Annotated in this window: 19 protein-coding genes; 1 reads left to right on the top strand and 18 read right to left on the bottom strand. The window is 39.2% G+C overall.

Annotated features, from left to right (window positions below; translation table 11 throughout):
* Positions 1-153 precede the first annotated feature (153 nt).
* The 17 genes from yhbH to NSQ77_RS16630 all read right to left on the bottom strand — a co-directional run bounded on the left by yhbH (position 154) and on the right by NSQ77_RS16630 (position 17,760).
* Positions 154-1,326: a sporulation protein YhbH gene (gene yhbH, locus NSQ77_RS16710; protein ID WP_339227179.1), complete on the bottom strand. Its 1,173-nt coding sequence runs from the start codon at positions 1,324-1,326 to the stop codon at positions 154-156.
* 212 nt (positions 1,327-1,538) lie between these two features.
* Positions 1,539-3,434: a PrkA family serine protein kinase gene (locus NSQ77_RS16705; protein ID WP_339227178.1), complete on the bottom strand. Its 1,896-nt coding sequence runs from the start codon at positions 3,432-3,434 to the stop codon at positions 1,539-1,541.
* 167 nt (positions 3,435-3,601) lie between these two features.
* Positions 3,602-4,642, bottom strand: coding sequence for an AAA family ATPase (locus tag NSQ77_RS16700; protein ID WP_339227177.1), 1,041 nt, complete (start codon positions 4,640-4,642; stop codon positions 3,602-3,604).
* 150 nt (positions 4,643-4,792) lie between these two features.
* Complete coding sequence (locus tag NSQ77_RS16695) at positions 4,793-5,152, bottom strand: DUF779 domain-containing protein (RefSeq protein ID WP_339227176.1); 360 nt, start codon at positions 5,150-5,152, stop codon at positions 4,793-4,795.
* 113 nt (positions 5,153-5,265) lie between these two features.
* Complete coding sequence (locus NSQ77_RS16690) at positions 5,266-6,786, bottom strand: aldehyde dehydrogenase family protein (protein WP_339227175.1); 1,521 nt, start codon at positions 6,784-6,786, stop codon at positions 5,266-5,268.
* Positions 6,787-7,154: 368 nt separating this feature from the next.
* On the bottom strand, positions 7,155-7,457 hold the full coding sequence (locus NSQ77_RS16685) for an iron-sulfur cluster assembly accessory protein (RefSeq protein ID WP_339227174.1): 303 nt from the start codon (positions 7,455-7,457) through the stop codon (positions 7,155-7,157).
* A 94-nt stretch (positions 7,458-7,551) separates the two neighbouring features.
* Complete coding sequence (locus NSQ77_RS16680) at positions 7,552-7,995, bottom strand: hypothetical protein (protein WP_339227173.1); 444 nt, start codon at positions 7,993-7,995, stop codon at positions 7,552-7,554.
* 133 nt (positions 7,996-8,128) lie between these two features.
* A complete protein-coding gene (locus NSQ77_RS16675) occupies positions 8,129-8,281 on the bottom strand; it encodes a hypothetical protein (RefSeq protein WP_339227172.1) in 153 nt (50 codons plus the stop codon).
* Between the two features lie 136 nt (positions 8,282-8,417).
* Entirely contained in the window at positions 8,418-9,248 is an 831-nt protein-coding gene (locus NSQ77_RS16670; protein WP_339227171.1) for an aldo/keto reductase, read from the bottom strand.
* Positions 9,249-9,469: 221 nt separating this feature from the next.
* Positions 9,470-10,408 carry an MBL fold metallo-hydrolase gene (locus NSQ77_RS16665; protein WP_339227170.1) on the bottom strand — a complete coding sequence of 313 codons (939 nt, stop codon included), beginning with the start codon at positions 10,406-10,408 and terminating at the stop codon, positions 9,470-9,472.
* A gap of 180 nt (positions 10,409-10,588) precedes the next feature.
* Positions 10,589-11,365: an enoyl-CoA hydratase/isomerase family protein gene (locus NSQ77_RS16660; RefSeq protein WP_339227169.1), complete on the bottom strand. Its 777-nt coding sequence runs from the start codon at positions 11,363-11,365 to the stop codon at positions 10,589-10,591.
* Positions 11,366-11,376: 11 nt separating this feature from the next.
* Positions 11,377-12,354 (bottom strand): nitronate monooxygenase, encoded by a 978-nt coding sequence (locus tag NSQ77_RS16655; RefSeq protein ID WP_339227168.1) that lies wholly within the window; start codon positions 12,352-12,354, stop codon positions 11,377-11,379.
* 47 nt (positions 12,355-12,401) lie between these two features.
* The gene (locus NSQ77_RS16650) at positions 12,402-14,018 is read right to left on the bottom strand and encodes a long-chain fatty acid--CoA ligase (RefSeq protein ID WP_339227167.1); all 1,617 of its coding nucleotides are present in this window, start codon (positions 14,016-14,018) and stop codon (positions 12,402-12,404) included.
* A 39-nt stretch (positions 14,019-14,057) separates the two neighbouring features.
* Complete coding sequence (locus NSQ77_RS16645; RefSeq protein ID WP_339227166.1) at positions 14,058-15,191, bottom strand: CoA transferase; 1,134 nt, start codon at positions 15,189-15,191, stop codon at positions 14,058-14,060.
* A gap of 20 nt (positions 15,192-15,211) precedes the next feature.
* Positions 15,212-16,363 (bottom strand): thiolase family protein, encoded by a 1,152-nt coding sequence (locus tag NSQ77_RS16640; protein ID WP_339227165.1) that lies wholly within the window; start codon positions 16,361-16,363, stop codon positions 15,212-15,214.
* 18 nt (positions 16,364-16,381) lie between these two features.
* Positions 16,382-17,149 (bottom strand): 3-hydroxyacyl-CoA dehydrogenase, encoded by a 768-nt coding sequence (locus tag NSQ77_RS16635; RefSeq protein ID WP_339227164.1) that lies wholly within the window; start codon positions 17,147-17,149, stop codon positions 16,382-16,384.
* Between the two features lie 17 nt (positions 17,150-17,166).
* Complete coding sequence (locus tag NSQ77_RS16630; protein ID WP_339227162.1) at positions 17,167-17,760, bottom strand: TetR/AcrR family transcriptional regulator; 594 nt, start codon at positions 17,758-17,760, stop codon at positions 17,167-17,169.
* Positions 17,761-18,046: 286 nt separating this feature from the next.
* Here NSQ77_RS16630 and NSQ77_RS16625 point away from each other — a divergent pair, with 286 nt between their 5' ends.
* On the top strand, positions 18,047-18,988 hold the full coding sequence (locus tag NSQ77_RS16625; protein ID WP_339227161.1) for a 2-dehydropantoate 2-reductase: 942 nt from the start codon (positions 18,047-18,049) through the stop codon (positions 18,986-18,988).
* A gap of 39 nt (positions 18,989-19,027) precedes the next feature.
* On the opposite strand, the gene panD is transcribed toward NSQ77_RS16625, so the two are convergent.
* A complete protein-coding gene (panD, locus tag NSQ77_RS16620; protein ID WP_339227160.1) occupies positions 19,028-19,417 on the bottom strand; it encodes an aspartate 1-decarboxylase in 390 nt (129 codons plus the stop codon).
* Positions 19,418-19,419: the final 2 nt, after the last annotated feature.

Below are 19,419 nucleotides of genomic sequence, written 5' to 3'. Positions count from 1 at the left end.
GGGATTTTGACGTAAACATTCTTTGCTTTTCTACAATCCCTTATATTTTGGAGTGCAAGTATTTAGGCAAATGCATTCGTTGCACATATGCAGCATAAGAAAGTATAAACTTTCTTATGCTGCCAAAAAATGTCCGACAACCCGGACACATGTTTATACAGTGGCTGCTCCTTTTTGAAAAAAGCTTTTCATCGCATGATAAACATCGCCTTTTTCCTTTAACACGTAATAACGGAATTTTGGATCATCAATATTTTTATATGCATTCATTAATGTCGAATAACGATTATATCCATTTACTTCACCATAGCCAAACATATTGGAAACATCCATGATTTCTTTTACAAGCTTGATACATGACGCATTGTCAGAGCTAATATTTTCTCCATCTGAAAAATGAAATGGATAGATATTATAACGGGATGGACTAAATTTGTCTTCTATTAGCTCTAACGCTTTTTTATAGGCAGACGAGCAGATTGTTCCACCGCTCTCTCCCTTGGAGAAGAATGCTTCCTCAGAAACTACTTTTGCTTCTGTATGGTGTGCAATAAATGCAAATTCCACTGTTTCATATTTTGTACGCAAGAAACGGTTCATCCAGAAGAAAAAGCTCCGAGCCATGTACTTTTCAAAATTTCCCATCGATGCACTCGTGTCCATCATTGCGATGACAACTGCTTTGGATTCTCGTTTAATCACTTCATTCCAAGTTTTAAAACGTAAATCTTCATTATAAATTGGAGTAATTTTCGCTTCTCCTTCTCTTGCATTGCGTTTTAAAGCTGTTAAAATCGTTCGCTTTTTATCCACATTTCCCATTAACCCTTTTTTGCGGACATCATTAAATTCAATTTTTTCTGTTGTTATTTCTGCTGGTTCTTTCTGTTTTAGGTTTGGAAGCTCTAAATCTGGAAATAGTGCATTTTCTATTTCTTCAATTGATACTTCTGTTTCATAATAGTCTGTTCCAGGACTCTCTCCTGCCTTCTTGCCACTTCCTTGACCTTTTTGCCCGTTACCGTCAGCATTCGGATCACGAGCAATCACATCCCCTACTTCGGAATCGCCATTTCCTTGCCCTACATGTTTTGATTTATCATAGTTATAGCGTATTTTATATTCATCTAATGATCGGATCGGAATTTTAATGACGTCCTTCCCATTGGACATGATAATATTCTCTTCACTGATAAGATCTGGTAAGTTATTTTTTATTGCATCTTTCACTTTATCAATATGACGCTGCTGATCTTGATAACCTTTCCGATGGAGAGACCAGTTTTCCTGGGAGACAACAAAGTTATGCTCATTTTCTTCAGTCATTTGAATCCTCTCCTATTTGAATTTTCAATCTCTTATTATTAAATTATACTTTCTTTTATACTATGCAAAGAGAAACAAGTTATTGCCACAAAATAAAGAAATCTAGTATAAAATCAGAAAGAACAAGCGTATATCTACATTAAAAAGCGCCTTTTTTAAAAGAGAAAAACAGGACTAACATTAAGTCAGCCCTGTACGCATTTTTTTACACATTATCGATTTAGCAAACTACCAACATAGCGCAGTAATTCGTTTGCAGACACAGAATTATAACCATGTTCATCGATGAGACGTGCAATGACTTCATTGATTTTTTTCAGTTGTGATTCATCTGGAGTTTTCGAGGATGTTGTAATTTTTACGACATCCTTTAGATCTGCAAATAGTTTCTTTTGGATAGCTTCACGTAAGCGTTCATGTGAATTATAATCAAATCGCTTTCCTTTTCTCGCATATGCAGAAAGTCTAATAAGAATTTCCTCTCGAAATGCTTTTTTCGCATTCTCCGAGATTCCAATTTGTTCCTCAATCGAACGCATCAGCTTTTCGTCTGGACTCATTTCCTCTCCAGTAAGCGGATCGCGCAATTTATTCTTATTGCAGTATGCTTCCACGTTATCCAAATAGTTATCCATCAACGTTTTAGCTGATTCTTCATATGAATAAACAAAGGCTTTTTGTACTTCTTTCTTCGCAATCTCATCGTATTCTCTTCTTGCAACGGCAATGTAATTCATATATTTCTCCAAGTCATCCTTTGAGATAGATGGATGCTGATCAAGTCCATCCTTTAGTGATCGCAGTACATCCAGCGCATTAATGGATGGCACTTCTTTGCGAATAATCGTTGAGGATATCCGGTTAATGACATAGCGCGGGTCAATTCCAGACATTCCTTCATCCTGAAATTCCTTCTTTAACTCCTCTGTATCCACTTGATTAAATCCTTCTACACTTTCGCCATCATAAAGCCGCATCTTCTTAACCAAATCAATTCCTTGTTTCTTCGATTCTTTCAATCTTGTCAGGATTGAAAATATCGCTGCAGCTCGAAGTGCATGTGGTGCAACATGGACATCCGCAATATCACTTTCTTTAATCATTTTTTCGTAGATTCGTTCTTCCTGGCTAACTCTTAAATTATACGGGATTGGCATAACAATAATTCGAGAATGCAAGGCTTCATTTTTCTTATTTGCTATAAAGGAACGATATTCCGACTCGTTCGTGTGTGCCACGATAAGCTCATCGGCGGAAATAAGCGCGAACCTTCCTGCTTTAAAATTTCCTTCCTGCGTCAATGATAATAAATGCCATAGGAACTTCTCATCACTTTTTAAAATTTCCTGGAACTCCATCATCCCGCGGTTTGCTTTGTTCAATTCCCCATCAAAACGGTATGCTCTTGGATCGGATTCTGACCCATATTCAGCAATTGTAGAAAAGTCAATACTACCAGTTAAATCAGCAATATCCTGTGACTTCGGATCAGATGGACTAAAGGTTCCAATCCCAACACGCTTATCCTCTGAGAAGAATATCCGTTCTACCTTCACATCTTCAATACGGCCTCCGTATTCCTGTTCAAGTCGCATCGTATTTAATGGTGATAAGCTGCCTTCAATTCGAATACCATACTCTTCATAAAAATCCTCCCGCAAATGCTGGGGAATTAAATGAAGCGGATCTTCATGCATTGGACAGCCTTTTATTGCATACACCGCCCCTTCTTCAGTACGTGAATATTGCTCAAGACCACGTTTTAACATACTGACGATGGTCGATTTCCCTCCACTTACTGGTCCCATCAATAATAATATCCGCTTTCTTACATCTAATCTTTTAGCTGCGGGATGAAAATATTCTTCCACCAATCTTTCAATTGCCGTCTCTAATCCAAAGATTCCTTCACCGAAGAAGTGGAACATTTTTTTATCGTCTTTTTCAGTAACCCCAGAGCTTTTAATCATATGATATACACGAGAATGCGCTGTCTGTGCGACTTCTGGTCTCTCTTTCACAATCTCTAAATATTCTTCAAATGTACCTTCCCATTTTAAACGGTTTTCCTCTTCCCTATAGTCTCTCGCCTTATTTAATATATTCATCAGCTACTCCCTCCATCTGTGCAGCGGTTTATATATCCTATGCACGGACACATCTTTTCATGCTTTGAGTATTGATAAGCGTATTTCCCCAAAAAAGGATTGGTAAATACTTCTTTAAAACGGGATTAATCGATAAGAGTTCATAAAATTTCGGGTTTTTTCAGTTACTAATTAATTTTATCTTGTATATATTCAACAGCCTTTTCGATATCTTGCTCCTTAATGATAAATTTTTGTTCCAATGCTTCGAAAGCTTTCCCTGCCTGCTGTAAATCCTGAATCCCTTTTTTCATATAGGATTTGTAATTGCGGTTCACCGCATCAATTTTCTTTGCGAATTTCTCATCAGTTCCTGGTGTTACAGTTTCCAAATACAAATCAACTACTTGCTCACTATCACGGCTTGGAAAAAATTCATGGGGATCTGTACTATCAAATATGCAGAAATCAAGCTCACGGACGAGAACCATATCTAAGCTTTTCGGGTCAAAGCTGCAATGATACAGCTCCACATCATACCCATGCTGTTCGCAAGCTTTTGCAATTTTTTTCATAAAGGTTGATTTACCAGTACCTGCCCTCCCTTTTATATAGTAAACATTCGATAGATGTTCGATTAAATGCGGAACCTCGTTAACAACCCCGTCTGGTGTATTCGTTCCAAATAAACGGTGATATACACGGGCATGTCTATTCACAGTTGCTACCTGTGGCAATAAATCTTTAATAAAATTGTCAGCCAGCTCATCTGCACGTTTAAAATTCATTTCATGAATATAAATAGCTTCTAAATCATCATGAATTTTTAGCCCTGTTGCAAAGTTTTCACAAGCTTGCTTCGTAAATTGATTCACCTTTTTCTGGATTTCTTCATTTCCTGCTGTTTCAAGAGATTCTCCAGTCAATTGCTGTAAATCAAGTTCTATTGTCCGTGAATCTTCTAATGCAATCCGGTCAGTGAGGATTGCTGCAGATTTTTCAAGGATGATTACACCATCTAAATAGTTTGTGCCCAAAGGACTTTTTAACACTTCTACCTTTTTCACTGGACTATAGATGGCAGCAAGCTGCTTTAAGATATTTGTTTTATACATTTCAGAGGGATGCTTTAAATATATGATTTTCTCCAATTGTACTATGTTTGTTTGTAAATAATTTACGATCCCCTCTGCAGTGTTCCCGCTCACATAATAGTTAAGAATAGACAAGTTAACACACCCTTTTTGGTCGTTTTTCCTAGTTTATGTATTGCCCAAAATGATGTGAATCATGTTCTAAGAATAATTGTTTGCAAGCAAATAATTATTGGCAAATAAAAAACGCCACCCTAAAGTTTAAGATGGCGATTCCATTTCTTTTTAACTGTTTGCTAACTCATGTTTTTCCTCTTCTGTAAACACACGAGATCTTGTAATAAATCGTTTCCCTTCTGGGCCTTCTAATGAAAACATACCGCCACGACCGTCGATTGAATCAATAATGAGCTGCGTATGCTTCCAATATTCATATTGATCCTTTGATATATAGAAAGGTGTATCACCAATCTCTCCTAGCAGGACGTCCGATTCTCCGGTCCGAAATTCTCCGCGTTGATAACACATTGGTGAACTGCCGTCACAGCATCCTCCTGATTGATGAAACATTAATGGCCCGTGAATGTTAACCAATGTATTAATCAGACGTAATGCTTCCTCTGTTGCCTTTACTCGTTCGACCATGCATAGCCTCCCCTTACCAGATTATTTTTAGAAAACTTGGCGCTCGTCAAGCCTTTAGGCGGATGCCTTCGTTGCACTTATGCAGCATAAGAAAGTTTATATTCTCTTATCTGCTAAAATAATCCTGCTGGACCTTCGCTATAGCTAATTAATAAGTTCTTCGTTTGCTGATAGTGGCCAAGCATCATTAAATGATTTTCCCGTCCGATCCCTGACTTTTTATAGCCGCCAAATGCTGCATGTGCTGGGTATTGATGATAACAGTTTGTCCATACCCTCCCTGCCTGAATGCCGCGTCCAAATCGGTAAGCAGTATTAATATTACGTGTCCAAACGCCTGCACCTAATCCATACAAGGTGTCATTGGCTATTTTCATGGCTTCCTCTTTATCTTTAAAAGTGGTTACGGAAAGGACAGGTCCAAAGATTTCTTCTTGGAAAATACGCATTTTATTATTGCCTTTAAAAATCGTTGGCTCGACATAATAACCATTTTCAAGCTCACCTTCAAGCTTGTTTACATTTCCGCCAATAAGCACCTCTGCACCTTCCTGTTTTCCGATATCCAGATAGGATGATATTTTTTCCAATTGCTCATGGGAGGCCTGTGCACCCATCATCGTCTCTGTATCAAGCGGATGGCCAATTTTGATTTGTTTCACACGCTCGATAACACGTTCCATAAACGTATCATAGATTGACTCATGTACCAGGGCTCGTGATGGACATGTACAGACCTCACCTTGGTTGAGTGCGAACATAACAAAGCCCTCCACTGCTTTATCCAAGAAGCCATCATCGGCATCCAGCACATCCTCAAAAAATATGTTTGGTGACTTTCCGCCAAGCTCCAGTGTAACAGGGATAATATTTTCAGAAGCATATTGCATAATCATTCTTCCAGTAGTTGTTTCACCTGTAAATGCTACTTTGGAAATTCCAGGGTTCGTAGCAAGTGGTTTTCCTGCTTCAACACCAAATCCATTTACAATATTAAGAACTCCCGGTGGTAATAAATCTTGAATAATCTCTATAAACACATGGATGGAAGCTGGAGTTTGTTCAGCTGGTTTTAATACAACACAGTTCCCAGCTGCAAGTGCCGGTGCCAGCTTCCAAGTTGCCATCAGTAATGGGAAGTTCCAAGGAATAATTTGACCTACAACACCAAGCGGCTCATGAAAATGGTATGCTACAGTATCATCATCAATCTGGCTGATACCACCCTCTTGAGCACGAATAACACCAGCAAAATATCGAAAATGATCTATCGCGAGTGGTATGTCTGCGGCCAATGGCTCCCGGACTGCTTTCCCATTATCCCAAGTTTCAGCGACTGCCAGTTTCTCCAAATTTTCTTCCATGCGATTGGCAATTTGATTTAATATATTCGAGCGTTCTGTAACTGAGGTCTTTCCCCAAGAGTCTTTTGCAGCGTTTGCCGCATCAACGGCCACCTGAACATCTTCCTTTGTAGAACGTGCGATTTCGCAGAATACCTTGCCCGTTACCGGACTGACGTTTTCAAAATACTTTCCATTCACAGGCGGTTGGTATTCACCACCAATAAAATTATCATATCGTTCCTTAAATGTTACAATTGCGCCTCCTGTATTTGGGTTCGCATATCTCATACATACATTCCTCCTCTTATATTGCTGTAATTTCTCACAAATATATGTTGAAGATTCATGTTGTATTCCCTCTTTTCAATTATATCGGTATTATCTGAATCATTCAAATGAATAGGATTGTTTCCTCTAAAAACTTCCAAGAACAAAAGCGCAAGCGCCCGGTTTGCGACATATGGACTGCACCCCGACCTTTGGGGTGGTTCGACGGCTCGATTCCTACGCAGGAGATAAAGGAAACACGACAACTGCAGGGAGGCGAGAGAAGGCTCGCTAGTAGCTGGGCGTGGCTGTACCAGTATCTAAGTTATTCACAGCATTGACAAAACAAAAAAAGCTGTGACCATTCTGCCGTCACAGCTCTATCTATTTTAATGATGGTGGTTATGACCTTTTGAAGGGTTTGTAATCACGAAACCTTCATCATCTACATAGAAATATTGAATCCAAATACCATCCAGAAATGCCTCACGCGTATCTAATAGTATATCGACATCTTTATCGGTTTTCACAATTTCATCATGCTCGGTTGGTGTATCTAAAGAAATACCATAATGGGCATGATCCCCGTGCATATGAGAAATGTATACTCGGATCATTTTGCCTTCAGCTTCTTCTTTGGCGAGCATTTCTTTTAATACTTTTGCTGCATTGCGATTTACTTTACACTTCATATTCTAGTCTCCATTCTTTTATGCATCTGTTGTGTATACCATTATTATTTCATGAAATTGAATGAAATCCTATTATTTTGCACTGAGCAAATTACTATTGTAATACTTCACGATTATACGTCTCCACATCCATCACTTGTCCATCTACAATATAATATTGTGTTTCACCTCTTAAAACAATCCATGTTTTAATCGTATCATCATCTGTTTGAACCACAATAAACCGCCAATCTTCATCATACGCATCATTCAGTTTCTTTGAAATATCTGTCTGCAGATTTCTTTCCTGCAGTTCCTTCATGTTTAATAAATTCACCCCACCACGATTACGAACATCTTCCGCAAGTTCATCTGATAATTCCTCTAATGGATGCTCCTCCATATAATCCTCAGAAAAGTATGTACCTACTAATTCATTATCTTCCAACAGCGCTGCTTCATACATATCTGATACTACAGATACAGCTGTCGAATTAAAACATCCGCTTAATAACACTATAGAAATGCCTATTATTCCAGCAGCAATCACTCGTTTCATAAAATAACCTCTCTTAGCAGTTTCATCAATTAAATTCTAAACTTTAACTGGAAAAAATTAAACTGAAAACAAAAATGATGCAGATTCATCTGAACCTCTGCATCATGATATGATAGAAATGAGATTTCCCTTTTTAGTAATGGATGTTTTCATGCATAAGTGAATGATTTCTCCACTGATCATCCAGCGAATTTTCTGTGCTATTTAACGCTGAAACAATTATTAAAACAGTAATAGTGAGAAGTGATAGTACGGTGACGATCCAAACCAGTTTGCGACCGGTCATACGTACACCCCCTGTTTGAATTGGTAAGATTGTGAGCTGTTTCCACTCAGTTTCTGACCTAATTCATTTTATGTATACTGTTTCAAAGTTAGAAGAAAAACCTTCCATTCAAACCTTGCATATTGTATTTTAACTGTTAACGATCATAGCTATCTGGATTTGTCCCTGCCCGATCATTGATATTCATCCCGTTGATTTTTTCCATATCCGATTCGCTTAGTGAAAAATCAAAAATATCAGCATTCGATTTGATTCTTTCTTCTGTAATCGACTTTGGAATTGTAATAACATTGTGTTGAATATCCCAGCGCAAAATGATCTGTGCTGTCGTTTTCCCATGTTTTTTTGCAATTTCTTTAAGTGCAGGTTCTTCAAGCAATTGCCCCCGCTTTAATGGTGACCATGCCTCAAGCTGAATATTTTCCTTCGCACAGAACTCCCGCAGCTCTGCCTGACTTAAATGGGGGTGAAATTCTACCTGATTAATGACAGGCTGCACATAACTGTCCATTAATAAGTCTTGTAAATGATGCACATGAAAATTACAAACTCCAATTGCCCGAACCTTTTTATCATTATACAATTTTTCCATTGCACGCCACGTTTCCTTATACTTTCCTTTTACTGGCCAATGGATGAGATAAAGATCCAAATAGTCCAGCCCTAATTTATTTAAGCTTCTTTCACAGGCTTCCAATGTACTCTCATAACCTTGTTCATCATTCCAAACCTTCGATGTAATAAAAAGCTCCTCTCGAGGTATATCAGCCTCTCTGATTGCCTGTCCAACCCCGAGTTCATTATTGTAAAAAGAGGCTGTATCAATACTGCGATACCCATAGTTTAATGCAGCTTTAACAGCATTGACTGTCGTTTTTCCATCTTCAACCTTATAAACACCGAGCCCAAATCCTGGAATTTCCACACCATTATTTAATGTTACTGTATCCTGCAAATGTTTAATCATCTCGACCCCCCTATTCGATTCTCCTTCTATCTTAGCTTTTTTTATGGACAATGTTAACCTATATGTTTGATTGTATAAACATATCACTTTATAATGGCTAAAATGCTAAATAAACGATCTACCATCTTAGTGCGGGAAATATAGGCAAGCTCCGATGAAAGCATAGGCATAGACCAGACACTGAAGTGTGAAAGTACATACCGAGCTCATCAGCTGCCTATTTATAGTGTATACCAATACTTCCCATCTCTTTTTTCCCGCTGACACTCCCCGTTGTATCGTAAATATTCCAAATGTGCGAGTGTTTCTCCGACCGCAAATCTTGTTTCATGAATGGTCAGCTGTCTATTGAAAAGTTTTTCGGTAGCCTCATAGATCGTACATCCATTTTTTAAGATATTGGCAAGTACACCTAATCGTTCATCATGATGGGCTCGAATTTCATCAATGCGTTTACTTGCATCATTAAATGGTTTTCCATGTGATGGCACGACCAAATCTGCATCTAATTTTTTTATTTTAGTTAATGAGTTAAAATAAGTTCCTAATGGATTCGGATCCCCATGAAACCAGTAGGAAATATTCGGTGTGATTCTTGGCAATATATGATCGGTAGAAAGCAATATATTTTTTTCTTTGTTATAAAAGCTGACAAGCCCATCCGAATGGCCCGGAGTAAAAATCACCTCATATTCATATTTTCCGATCGGAATCAGTTCACCTTCTGCTAGATAATGATTAATGATTGGATATGGTGTTACCAGCGGTACAAATTCCCTCGTATTCGAGCTCATTTCGGCTGCAACTTCTTCAGGAATTCCCGACAACTGATAGTTTTTACGCAGACCAGTTAACAAATGTTCCTGCCATGCTCCCAGCCCTGCCTCAGCATCTATTCGTGACATCGAAACTTTTGCAGCTGTCTTTTTCTGCATCCCTCCAGCATAACCAAAATGATCTGGATGGTAATGAGTAATAATTATGTCTGTTACTGTCTTACCCTCCAGCTCTTCATTCCATCGCTCTGCCGTTTGTTTATTATGAAGCCCAGTATCAATTACTTGAAAACCATTTTCACCCTCTGCCAGAAAGCAGTTTACATGGTTTAAGCGAAAGGGCAGGTCGATTTTCACTAATTGGATTCCGTATTCCTCCAGCACTATAATTCACTTCCTTTTTTTCATATAGCCTATATTAATTGTCTTCTCTCGCTCCCTTCCAAAGTATTTCACATAATAGATAATTTTGCAGCTTTATTTCCTTTTAAACAGGGGTATTTTTCAATTACGCAGATGTGTGAAGCATTTTCTCTCCTCTTTTTTATTGCCTTATGATAATTACTACTTCCCTTTAAAGTTGGGCTTCCTTTTTTCAAAAAAAGCACGAATTCCTTCTTCATTATCCTCCGTCTGAAGAAGCAGAGTTTGTACTGTTGTTTCTTGCATATCATTCGTATCGTAAGTCAACTCCTGTGAGTGGTTAACCAATTGTTTGACAAATTGATTTGCTAGTGGAGGACCATCAACGATAAACTGTGCAAATTCTGTTGCTCCGTCTAATAAATCACCTTCTATAACCCGATTAATAACACCATTTTCATATGCTATAGTTGCTGAAATCGGACGAGACGAGGAAATCCATTCCTTTGCAAGATTGGATGGGACTTTTTCTGATAATGCCTTAATAAGCCCAAGATCTGGAATAATCCCGACATTCGCAAAACTGCAAACAAATTTAGCATCTTTTTGTGCAACAACAAAGTCTGCTGCAACCGCGATACTAAATCCTGCCCCGGCAGCAAATCCATGAACCGCACTAACAACATATTTATCCAATTCCCTGATTGATTGAATGACTGCTAAAGCACGCTTCATATACTTCATAATCTCTGCTGAGTTATTTAATCTGTTTAATGTTTCAAGGTCACCACCAGCAGAAAATGCTTTTCCTTCTCCATATAAAATAATCGCTCTTACTTCATCATCTTGATTTGCATCCTCCAAAGCAGCTAATAGCTCATCAGCCATTTCAATTGATAAGGCATTTCGCTTGTCCGGCCGATTCATCGCAATGTAAGCAATTTTATTTTCTATTTTCACACGTACTACTTCAGACATTATTGACCCCCCTATTGTTTTACAACCGCATTGTAGTCTCGAATCACTTTCTCTTGCGCAATTCGATATTGCTCCAGTAGCCCCTCGGTAATTTCTGCAATGGACTGTACCTTCTCGACTCCACCCACACCTTGTCCAGCTCCCCAAATATTTTTCCATGCACGGATATTCGGATCCCCCAGCTCTGAAAAATCCATCTTTTTATTCGCAGGCAGATGATTTGGATTGAGACCAGCATTCACAATACTGGGGATCATGTAATTCGCAGGTATCCCGCTGAAAGCTGGCGTATAAACTATGTCATCAATCATTGAATCGACCGCCATCTGTTTGTAATCCTCGCCGGCACCACTTTCTTTTGCGGCTATAAACTGTGTACCCATATATGCGAAGTCTGCCCCCAAAACCTTTGCTGCTAAAATGTCCTCTCCCCTGGACATCGCTCCAGCAAGAATCACCGGCCCGTCAAAAAAACTCCTAATTTCATGAACAAAAGCAATTGGATTTAGTGTTCCTGCATGGCCGCCGGCACCGTTTGAAACTAGAATAAGACCATCACTTCCCTTTTCAAGTGCCTTTTTGGCGAATTTCACGGTAGTCACATCAGATAATACGATCCCATCATAGGAATGAACTACTTTTACAACAGGGCTTGGATCGCCAAGCGATGTGATTACAATTGGCGGCTGGTGCTTTTCGATTAACTGCAAATCTTCGGTAAAACGTTTATTTGTCCGATGACTAATAAAGTTGATTGCCCACGGTGCAATTTTGCGGCCTGGATTTTGCTCTTTCCGTTGTTCCAGTTCCGACTTTATTTCTCCCATCCACTCATCTAGCTTTTCCGTAGTTCTGACATTCAAGGCTGGAAAGGAACCAATAATACCAGCATTGCAAGCTTCGATGACCATGCGTGGATTAGAAATTAAAAACATGGGAGCCATAATGACCGGCAGTGTCATTTGCTGCTTTAACTCGTTTAATTGCATCTTATTTAATCTCCTTTGCTTTTTTGTTTCCGTAAAATAATCATGTATCACTCTTTTGATATTGCTAATTGTTTTTTTACTTGATCACGCAATGCCATTTTCAAAAATTTACCGACAGATGTCTTAGGAATTTCTTCTAAAAATAATATCTCATTCGGAAGCCACCATTTTGCAAACTGTGGCTTTAAAAAGCCAAGAATTTCCTCTTTCGTGACATTCGCATTTTCTTTAAGTACAACACAGGCAACTGGACGTTCTTGCCATTTTGGATCTGGAATTGCAACAACAGCCGCTTCATAAATTGCTTCATGTGCCATTAATGCATTTTCTAAATCCACAGAGGAAATCCATTCGCCACCACTCTTAATAAGATCTTTTGTGCGATCAACAATTTTTACTGCACCTTCCTCATCCATGGTGACAACATCTCCAGTGTGCAACCAACCGTCACGGAAAGCCTCTTCTGTCCGATCATCCTTATAATATTGATCCGCTATCCACGGACCGCGAATCAACATCTCCCCCATTTCCACTCCATCTGCAGCAACCTCTCCCTTTTCATTTACAATCTTAAGCTCAAGCCCTGGAACAATCATCCCTTGTCTTGATCGGAATTCTAATCGATCAGCTTCTGATAAGTCTGATTGATAACTTTTTAATCTGGACACCGTAGCAAGTGGTGACGTTTCTGTCATACCATATGCATGGATAAAAGGAATGCCATACGTTGATTCAAACGCCTGTATCATTCCTTTTGGCGCTGCCGATCCGCCACATAACACAGCACGCAAGCTCTTCATGTCGTAGTTTCCCTGCTCAAGTGCTTTTAATAAACCGAGCCAAATCGTAGGAACTCCGGCCGTTATTGACACTTGGTTTTCTTCGATTAGAGACGCTAATATTTGCGGTGTAGGCGAAGGTCCGGGCAACACTTGATCTGCGCCAAGCCAAGTTGCTGCAAAAGGTATCCCCCAAGCATTCACATGAAACATAGGAACAACTGGCATAGCTATGTCAGCTTCTGACAAACCCACTGTATTCGCCATTCCAAGTGCCATACTATGCAAGTAGATTCCCCGGTGCGTGTATAGCACACCCTTTGGCTTTCCAGTTGTGGCAGATGTATAACACAATCCTGCTGGATCATCCTCATCTAAATCTTCCCGAAATTCATATGTTGGATTAGCATCTTGTACGAGTTGTTCATATGAATAGAAAGGTTTTAGCTTGGACTCTATTAAAGATGCTTCATCCGTCATTACGATAAAAGCCTCTACTGTTTGGAGCTTGTCCTGTATTCTTTCAATTAGTGGCAGTAAATCTGGGTCAATTAATAGAATCTTATCCTCTGCATGATTAATAATGTAAACGAGATGCTCTTCTGAAAGCCGGATATTAATTGTATGCAAGACCGCTCCCATACTTGGTACAGCAAAATATGCTTCCAGGTGACGATGGTGGTTCCAGGCGAACGTTCCAACTCGATCTCCCTTTTCTATCCCAAGGGATTCAAGCGCACTAGCAAGTGATCGCATTCTTTTTACAATTTCCTTATACGTAAACGAATGCGTCCCAGATAATGTTCGTGAAATAACCTTTTTCTTTGCATAATACTTTTCCGTATGTTTAATCATAAAAGGCAGTGTTAATTGCGTGCTCATCATTAGGCATTTCCCCTTCTCTATAATTAAAAATATAGATAGCTAATTTAATACGCCTATTTCCCGTAGTATTAATTCTGTATGTTCTCCACATTTTGGAGCTGGAAGGATTGTTTTACCCGGACATTCCGACAATTTAATTGGGATGCCAATTTGCTTCATGTTACCTAATCCTGGATGAGATATTGTTTGTATCATTTCCCTTGCCGCCAGCTGCGGATCTTCCATTGCTTCTTCCAGTGTCTTCACTGGTGTGACACATGCTTCTTTTTCTGAAAAGATATCCACCCATTCATCCAGCGTTTTTGCAGCAATAATTGCTTGTATTTCTTGTTTCATTTGCTCCTGCTTCTCCATTGGGGCATCCAAACAGTCAATTAAATCCTGCCGTTCTATTGCTTTGCAAAAAACCTTCCAAAATTTCCGCTCAATGCCGCCCATCGTTAGAAACCGATTATCTTTCGTTTCATATACTTGGTAACAAGCAAACCCTCCGTTCAAAAGCTCTTCCCCCCGAGTTACTTCCCGTTCAGCAAAAACACTTGGCAACAGCATATGCATCCAAGATACGACCCCATCCAGCATCGATACATCGACAAGCTGGCCTTTCCCTGTTTTCTCTCGTTCCAATAACGCTAATAAAATCCCTGCAATTGCCGGATATGCTCCACCACCAATATCAGCAATTTGTGCAGCTGGGATAACAGGTTTACGGTTCTTTTCACCCATCACATGTAATAAGCCCGCATAGCTAAGATAGTTTATATCATGTCCAGGTTTGTCTTTATATGGTCCGGTTTGTCCATAGCCAGTAATGGCACAATAAATTAGTCTTGGATTTATTTGTTTCAATGTTTCATAATCAAGTCCGAGCCTCTTCATTACTCCTGGACGGAAAGATTCGATAACAACATCCGCAGTTTCTGCTAGCTTTAAAAAGTAGCCCCGTTCTTTTTCTGTTTTTAAATCGAGACAGATACTTTTTTTATTTCGGTTTAGCGAGTGAAAGACTGCGCTATCGGCATCAAGCTTTGGTTCAAAACCTCTTAAATAATCTCCAGTCACTGAATCCTCCACTTTAATTACCTCTGCACCAAAATCAGCAAGCATTAATGTACAATAAGGACCTGGCAGAAGCCTTGTCAGATCAAGTACACGTATTGATTGCAAAACCATGCTTTCCATCCTTTCAAAGCTTAATCGAGTCTTGCAATAATGGTCGCATTTGCCATTCCATGTCCTTCACACATCGTCTGTAACCCGTAACGCCCTCCAGTACGTTCCAGCTCGTGTATCATCGTCGTCATCAACCTTGCACCACTTGCACCTAGCGGATGACCAAGTGCGATAGCACCACCATTTGGATTTAACTTCTCAGCGTTTGCTCCAGTTTCCTTCAGCCATGCAATTGGAACAGAAGCAAATGCTTCATTCACTTCAAAAATATCAATTTCTTCAATTGTCAGTCCTGCTTTTTTCAATACTTTCTCTGTTGCAGGTATTGGGCCAGTTAACATCAAAGTCGGATCTGAACCAACTACTGTTCTTGCTAAAACTCGGAATCTTGGCTTTAGCCCAAGCTCTTCTGCTTTCTCTCGCGACATTAACAGGATTGCTGCTGCACCATCACTAATTTGGCTCGCATTTCCTGCCGTTATCGTTCCGTCCTCTTTAAAAGCCGGAGCCAGACTTGCTAGCTTCTCGATAGATGAGTTCTCACGTGGACCTTCATCTTCCTTTAATATTGTTTTTGTTCCATCCGAATGTGTAACCTCAAGTGGCATGATCTCTTTTTCAAAATGACCTTTCTTTCTAGCTGCCACCGCTTTTTCATGACTGTTTAATGAAAATTCATCCATCTCTCGTCTTGTGATTCCCCATTTTTCTGCGATACGTCCTGCTGATAAACCTTGATTAATAATTTCATAGTTGCTCGTTAATTCATTACTCAGTTTAACCCCTTGCATATTCGAACCCATCTGTACCCGTGACATATTTTCAATCCCCGCCGCAACAACTACATCCATATCTCCACTAATAATTGCTTGCGCTGCAAAGTGAACTGCCTGCTGACTCGACCCACACTGTCTATCAATGGTCGTACCCGGTACTTCGATTGGATAACCAGAAATTAAAGCTGCTTGCCTTGCAATATCAAAAGCCTGTTCCCCTACTTGTGTGACACAGCCCATGATGACATCCTCAACTAAGCCCGGTGAAATTCCTGCTCGCTTCACTACTTCGGCCAGTGGTTTTGCGGCTAACTCTTCGGCTCGAATACTACTCAATGATCCGTTCCGCTTTCCTACTGGAGTTCTGACGGCCTCGACGATTACTGCTTCTCTCATAGTTAACTTCTCTCCTTTTTATTTCGGTTGCATCCGGATCGCACCATCAAGCCGAATTGTCTCTCCATTTAACATTGGATTTTCGATAATACTCTGCACTAATTGCGCATACTCACTAGGTTTACCTAAGCGTGATGGGAATGGCGTCATCTTACCAAGTTCCACTCTTGCTTTTTCGGGTAAAGTTTCAAACATTGGTGTTAGAAAAAGACCTGGAGCGAGTGACATCACTCGAATTCCATGTTGTGCAAGGTCCCTTGCAATCGGTAGTGTCATGCCTGCAACACCAGCTTTAGAGGCGCTATATGCAGCCTGTCCAATCTGCCCTTCAAACGCAGCAACTGAAGCTGTATTGATGATTACGCCACGTTCATCATGCTCATTCGGTTCATTGGAACCCATCCGCTCTGCAGCTAAGCGAATAACATTAAACGTTCCAATCAAATTGATCTGAATAACTTTAGTAAATGCAGCTAAATCATGTACGCCTCTTCCTCCATAGGTTTTTTCAGCGATTGCAATTCCAGCACAATTGACAGCAACATTCACTTTTCCAAACCGATTCGACACTTCATTTAATGCACTCTCTACACTTTTTTCATCTGTAACATCTGTCCGAACAAATATGCAACTGGCACCTAGCTCTTCTGCAAGACTCTTTCCTCTCTCTTCGTTTAAATCAAGAATGGCTGCTTTTCCACCATTTTCAATTATTTTTCTAGTTGTCGCCTCGCCTAGTCCCGATGCTCCTCCTGTAATCACGGTTACAGTACTTACTAGTTTCATAGATTTCACCCTTACTTTTAATTATTTTTTAGCAGCATAAGCATTAAGTAATCTGCAATAACTGCAGCAATTTCTCTTTTTTCTTTTTTTCCATCAGTGGCATACCATTGTGTCACCCAATTCATCGCGCCAAAAAGAATATTTCGAGCAATCTTCTTGTCTAAGGTCCGAAATACTTGCATCTGAATCCCTTCTTGAATTAATTCGTCAAAACAATGGGTATACTTTGCCTGAAGTTCGCGCATTTTTTTCTGCCGTTCTTCTGAGAAAAATTGTTCTGGCTTCAACATAAGTTCAAATCCCGACTGTTCATGAATAACATGCTCAATGTGAACAACCATGGATTGTTTCAACTTCTCTTCTATAGATATGTCTTGTTGCTGGATATATTTCACATTTTCAATACTGCGATTAAGCAGCATTTGGTGACTTTGATAGAGCAGGTCCTGCTTATCTCTAAAATAATAATAAACAGCACCCTTCGTCATGAGGAGGTTTGCGGCGATATCTTCCATTGTCGTTCCCTGGTAGCCTTTTTCTGCTAAAATACGAACCGCAGAACGTAAAATCTCTTCTTTTTTCTTTGCTATCTTTCTCTCACGTAAAGACATTCATTACACACCTTTGCAAAACTCATTGTGATTGTAAACGTTTTCAATATTATTCTAGTTAGTTAATTTTTGAATGTCAAGTATGTAGTCAGAAAATTTTTATTAAATTGACATAGACTGAAAGTATATTGCTCCACAAATATTTCACAATTAAACATATAGAAAACCATCCACTTCTTTTCATATTTATTTGTAATATAAATCCTCGAGAAAAGATTTGCAGCAAATCATGATAAAATAATGCTAAAATTGGATAATACTTGCGCTATAAAGGAGCTTATTCAAAATGAGAATATTAATTATTGGATCGGGTGCCATGGGGAGTTTATTTGCGGGAAAGCTCAAGCAAAACGGAGTAGATGTAACAATATTTAATCGGCTTAATAATCATGTAAAAGCAATACAGAAAGATGGATTAACAATTGTTGATGCTAAGGGGAATACTTCTGCCATCAAGCTTCCCATTGTTACCAATCCTGATGATTTATCAGGGAAGTATGATCTCATCCTTGTTTTAATTAAAACCTTTGCAACTGAAATTGTATTAGAGAGTCTGCTGCTGTCCATTCATAGTAATGCACCGATTCTTACGTTACAAAATGGGATTGGAAATAAAGAAACAATCCATAAACTCACAACTGAAAATGAAGTCTTTACAGGTGGTACATGGGCGGGTGCGAGTATAGATAAACCTGGGGTAATCTTGCATCGCGCTGTGGGAACAACGTTTATTGGTTCCGATCAACCGGATAAACACAAAGATTTGCTTCATGAGATTGCAGCGATTTTTACTAGGAGCGGTTTAAAAACAGAGGTATCTATAAATGTTCAGTCCATTATATGGAGCAAATTACTTGTAAATATAGCGTACAACGGTTTAACTGCAATTACTAGACTCAGAAATGGCGATACAATCCTTCCCCATGAAGGGAGAAGCATTGTAGAAAAGTTAGTTGATGAAGCAATTCAAATTACAAAAGTAAAGGGAATCCCCTTACTTTATTCGGATCCCGCTGCAGAATGTGTTCGAATTGGACATGAAGAAATTGGTATGAATATCTCATCTATGTTATCGGATATCCTTAATCAAAGGAAAACAGAAATAGAGGCAATTAATGGAGCGGTTGTAAAAGAAGGGGAGCGCTACGGAATCTCAACTCCCTATAATGACATGATCTTGAATCTAGTAAAAGTCATTGAAAATAGTTATTCTAGAATTGTTCGTTAAGCAATAAAAAACAGTCTAATTGGATTAGACTGTTTTTTATTAGATTTCTAACTTCGTCAATGGTGGTTCCTGCTCTAGTAACTCTATTATTTCATTATTTTCATTCATAACAGCAACGATTGGTTGATGGGATTTCAGCTCATCTTCAGACACAAGTGCATACGAAACAATAATAACGATATCATCTTTTTGAACAAGCCTGGCTGCAGCTCCATTCAAACAAATAACACCTGATCCTCGCTCACCAGAAATTACGTAAGTTTCAAGACGTGCTCCATTATTGTTGTTGACTATCTGTACTTTTTCATGAGGCAGAATACTTACTTGATCTAATATATCCTGATCAATCGTAACACTGCCTATATAATTCAAATCGGCTTCTGTCACACGTGCACGGTGAATTTTACTTTTCATCATCGTACGAAACATCC

Origin of the sequence: Oceanobacillus sp. FSL K6-2867 (assembly GCF_037963145.1) — a bacterium.
GTDB lineage: Bacteria > Bacillota > Bacilli > Bacillales > Amphibacillaceae > Oceanobacillus.
Note: the sequence above shows the minus strand (reverse complement) of the source record. Positions and strands in the feature narration are given on the sequence as shown.

Excerpts from the sequence above, each read along its gene's own strand:
- NSQ77_RS16650 (WP_339227167.1), bottom strand. The coding sequence starts at position 14,018 with ATGATGAGCACGCAATTAACACTGCCTTTTATGATTAAACATACGGAA.
- NSQ77_RS16625 (WP_339227161.1), top strand. The coding sequence starts at position 18,047 with ATGAGAATATTAATTATTGGATCGGGTGCCATGGGGAGTTTATTTGCG.
- NSQ77_RS16630 (WP_339227162.1), bottom strand. The coding sequence starts at position 17,760 with ATGTCTTTACGTGAGAGAAAGATAGCAAAGAAAAAAGAAGAGATTTTA.
- NSQ77_RS16705 (WP_339227178.1), bottom strand. The coding sequence starts at position 3,434 with ATGAATATATTAAATAAGGCGAGAGACTATAGGGAAGAGGAAAACCGT.
- yhbH (WP_339227179.1), bottom strand. The coding sequence starts at position 1,326 with ATGACTGAAGAAAATGAGCATAACTTTGTTGTCTCCCAGGAAAACTGG.
- panD (WP_339227160.1), bottom strand. The coding sequence starts at position 19,417 with ATGTTTCGTACGATGATGAAAAGTAAAATTCACCGTGCACGTGTGACA.
- NSQ77_RS16645 (WP_339227166.1), bottom strand. The coding sequence starts at position 15,191 with ATGGTTTTGCAATCAATACGTGTACTTGATCTGACAAGGCTTCTGCCA.
- NSQ77_RS16675 (WP_339227172.1), bottom strand. The coding sequence starts at position 8,281 with ATGACCGGTCGCAAACTGGTTTGGATCGTCACCGTACTATCACTTCTC.
- NSQ77_RS16680 (WP_339227173.1), bottom strand. The coding sequence starts at position 7,995 with ATGAAACGAGTGATTGCTGCTGGAATAATAGGCATTTCTATAGTGTTA.
- NSQ77_RS16670 (WP_339227171.1), bottom strand. The coding sequence starts at position 9,248 with ATGATTAAACATTTGCAGGATACAGTAACATTAAATAATGGTGTGGAA.
- NSQ77_RS16685 (WP_339227174.1), bottom strand. The coding sequence starts at position 7,457 with ATGAAGTGTAAAGTAAATCGCAATGCAGCAAAAGTATTAAAAGAAATG.
- NSQ77_RS16640 (WP_339227165.1), bottom strand. The coding sequence starts at position 16,363 with ATGAGAGAAGCAGTAATCGTCGAGGCCGTCAGAACTCCAGTAGGAAAG.
- NSQ77_RS16695 (WP_339227176.1), bottom strand. The coding sequence starts at position 5,152 with ATGGTCGAACGAGTAAAGGCAACAGAGGAAGCATTACGTCTGATTAAT.
- NSQ77_RS16660 (WP_339227169.1), bottom strand. The coding sequence starts at position 11,365 with ATGTCTGAAGTAGTACGTGTGAAAATAGAAAATAAAATTGCTTACATT.
- NSQ77_RS16655 (WP_339227168.1), bottom strand. The coding sequence starts at position 12,354 with ATGCAATTAAACGAGTTAAAGCAGCAAATGACACTGCCGGTCATTATG.
- NSQ77_RS16690 (WP_339227175.1), bottom strand. The coding sequence starts at position 6,786 with ATGAGATATGCGAACCCAAATACAGGAGGCGCAATTGTAACATTTAAG.
- NSQ77_RS16635 (WP_339227164.1), bottom strand. The coding sequence starts at position 17,149 with ATGAAACTAGTAAGTACTGTAACCGTGATTACAGGAGGAGCATCGGGA.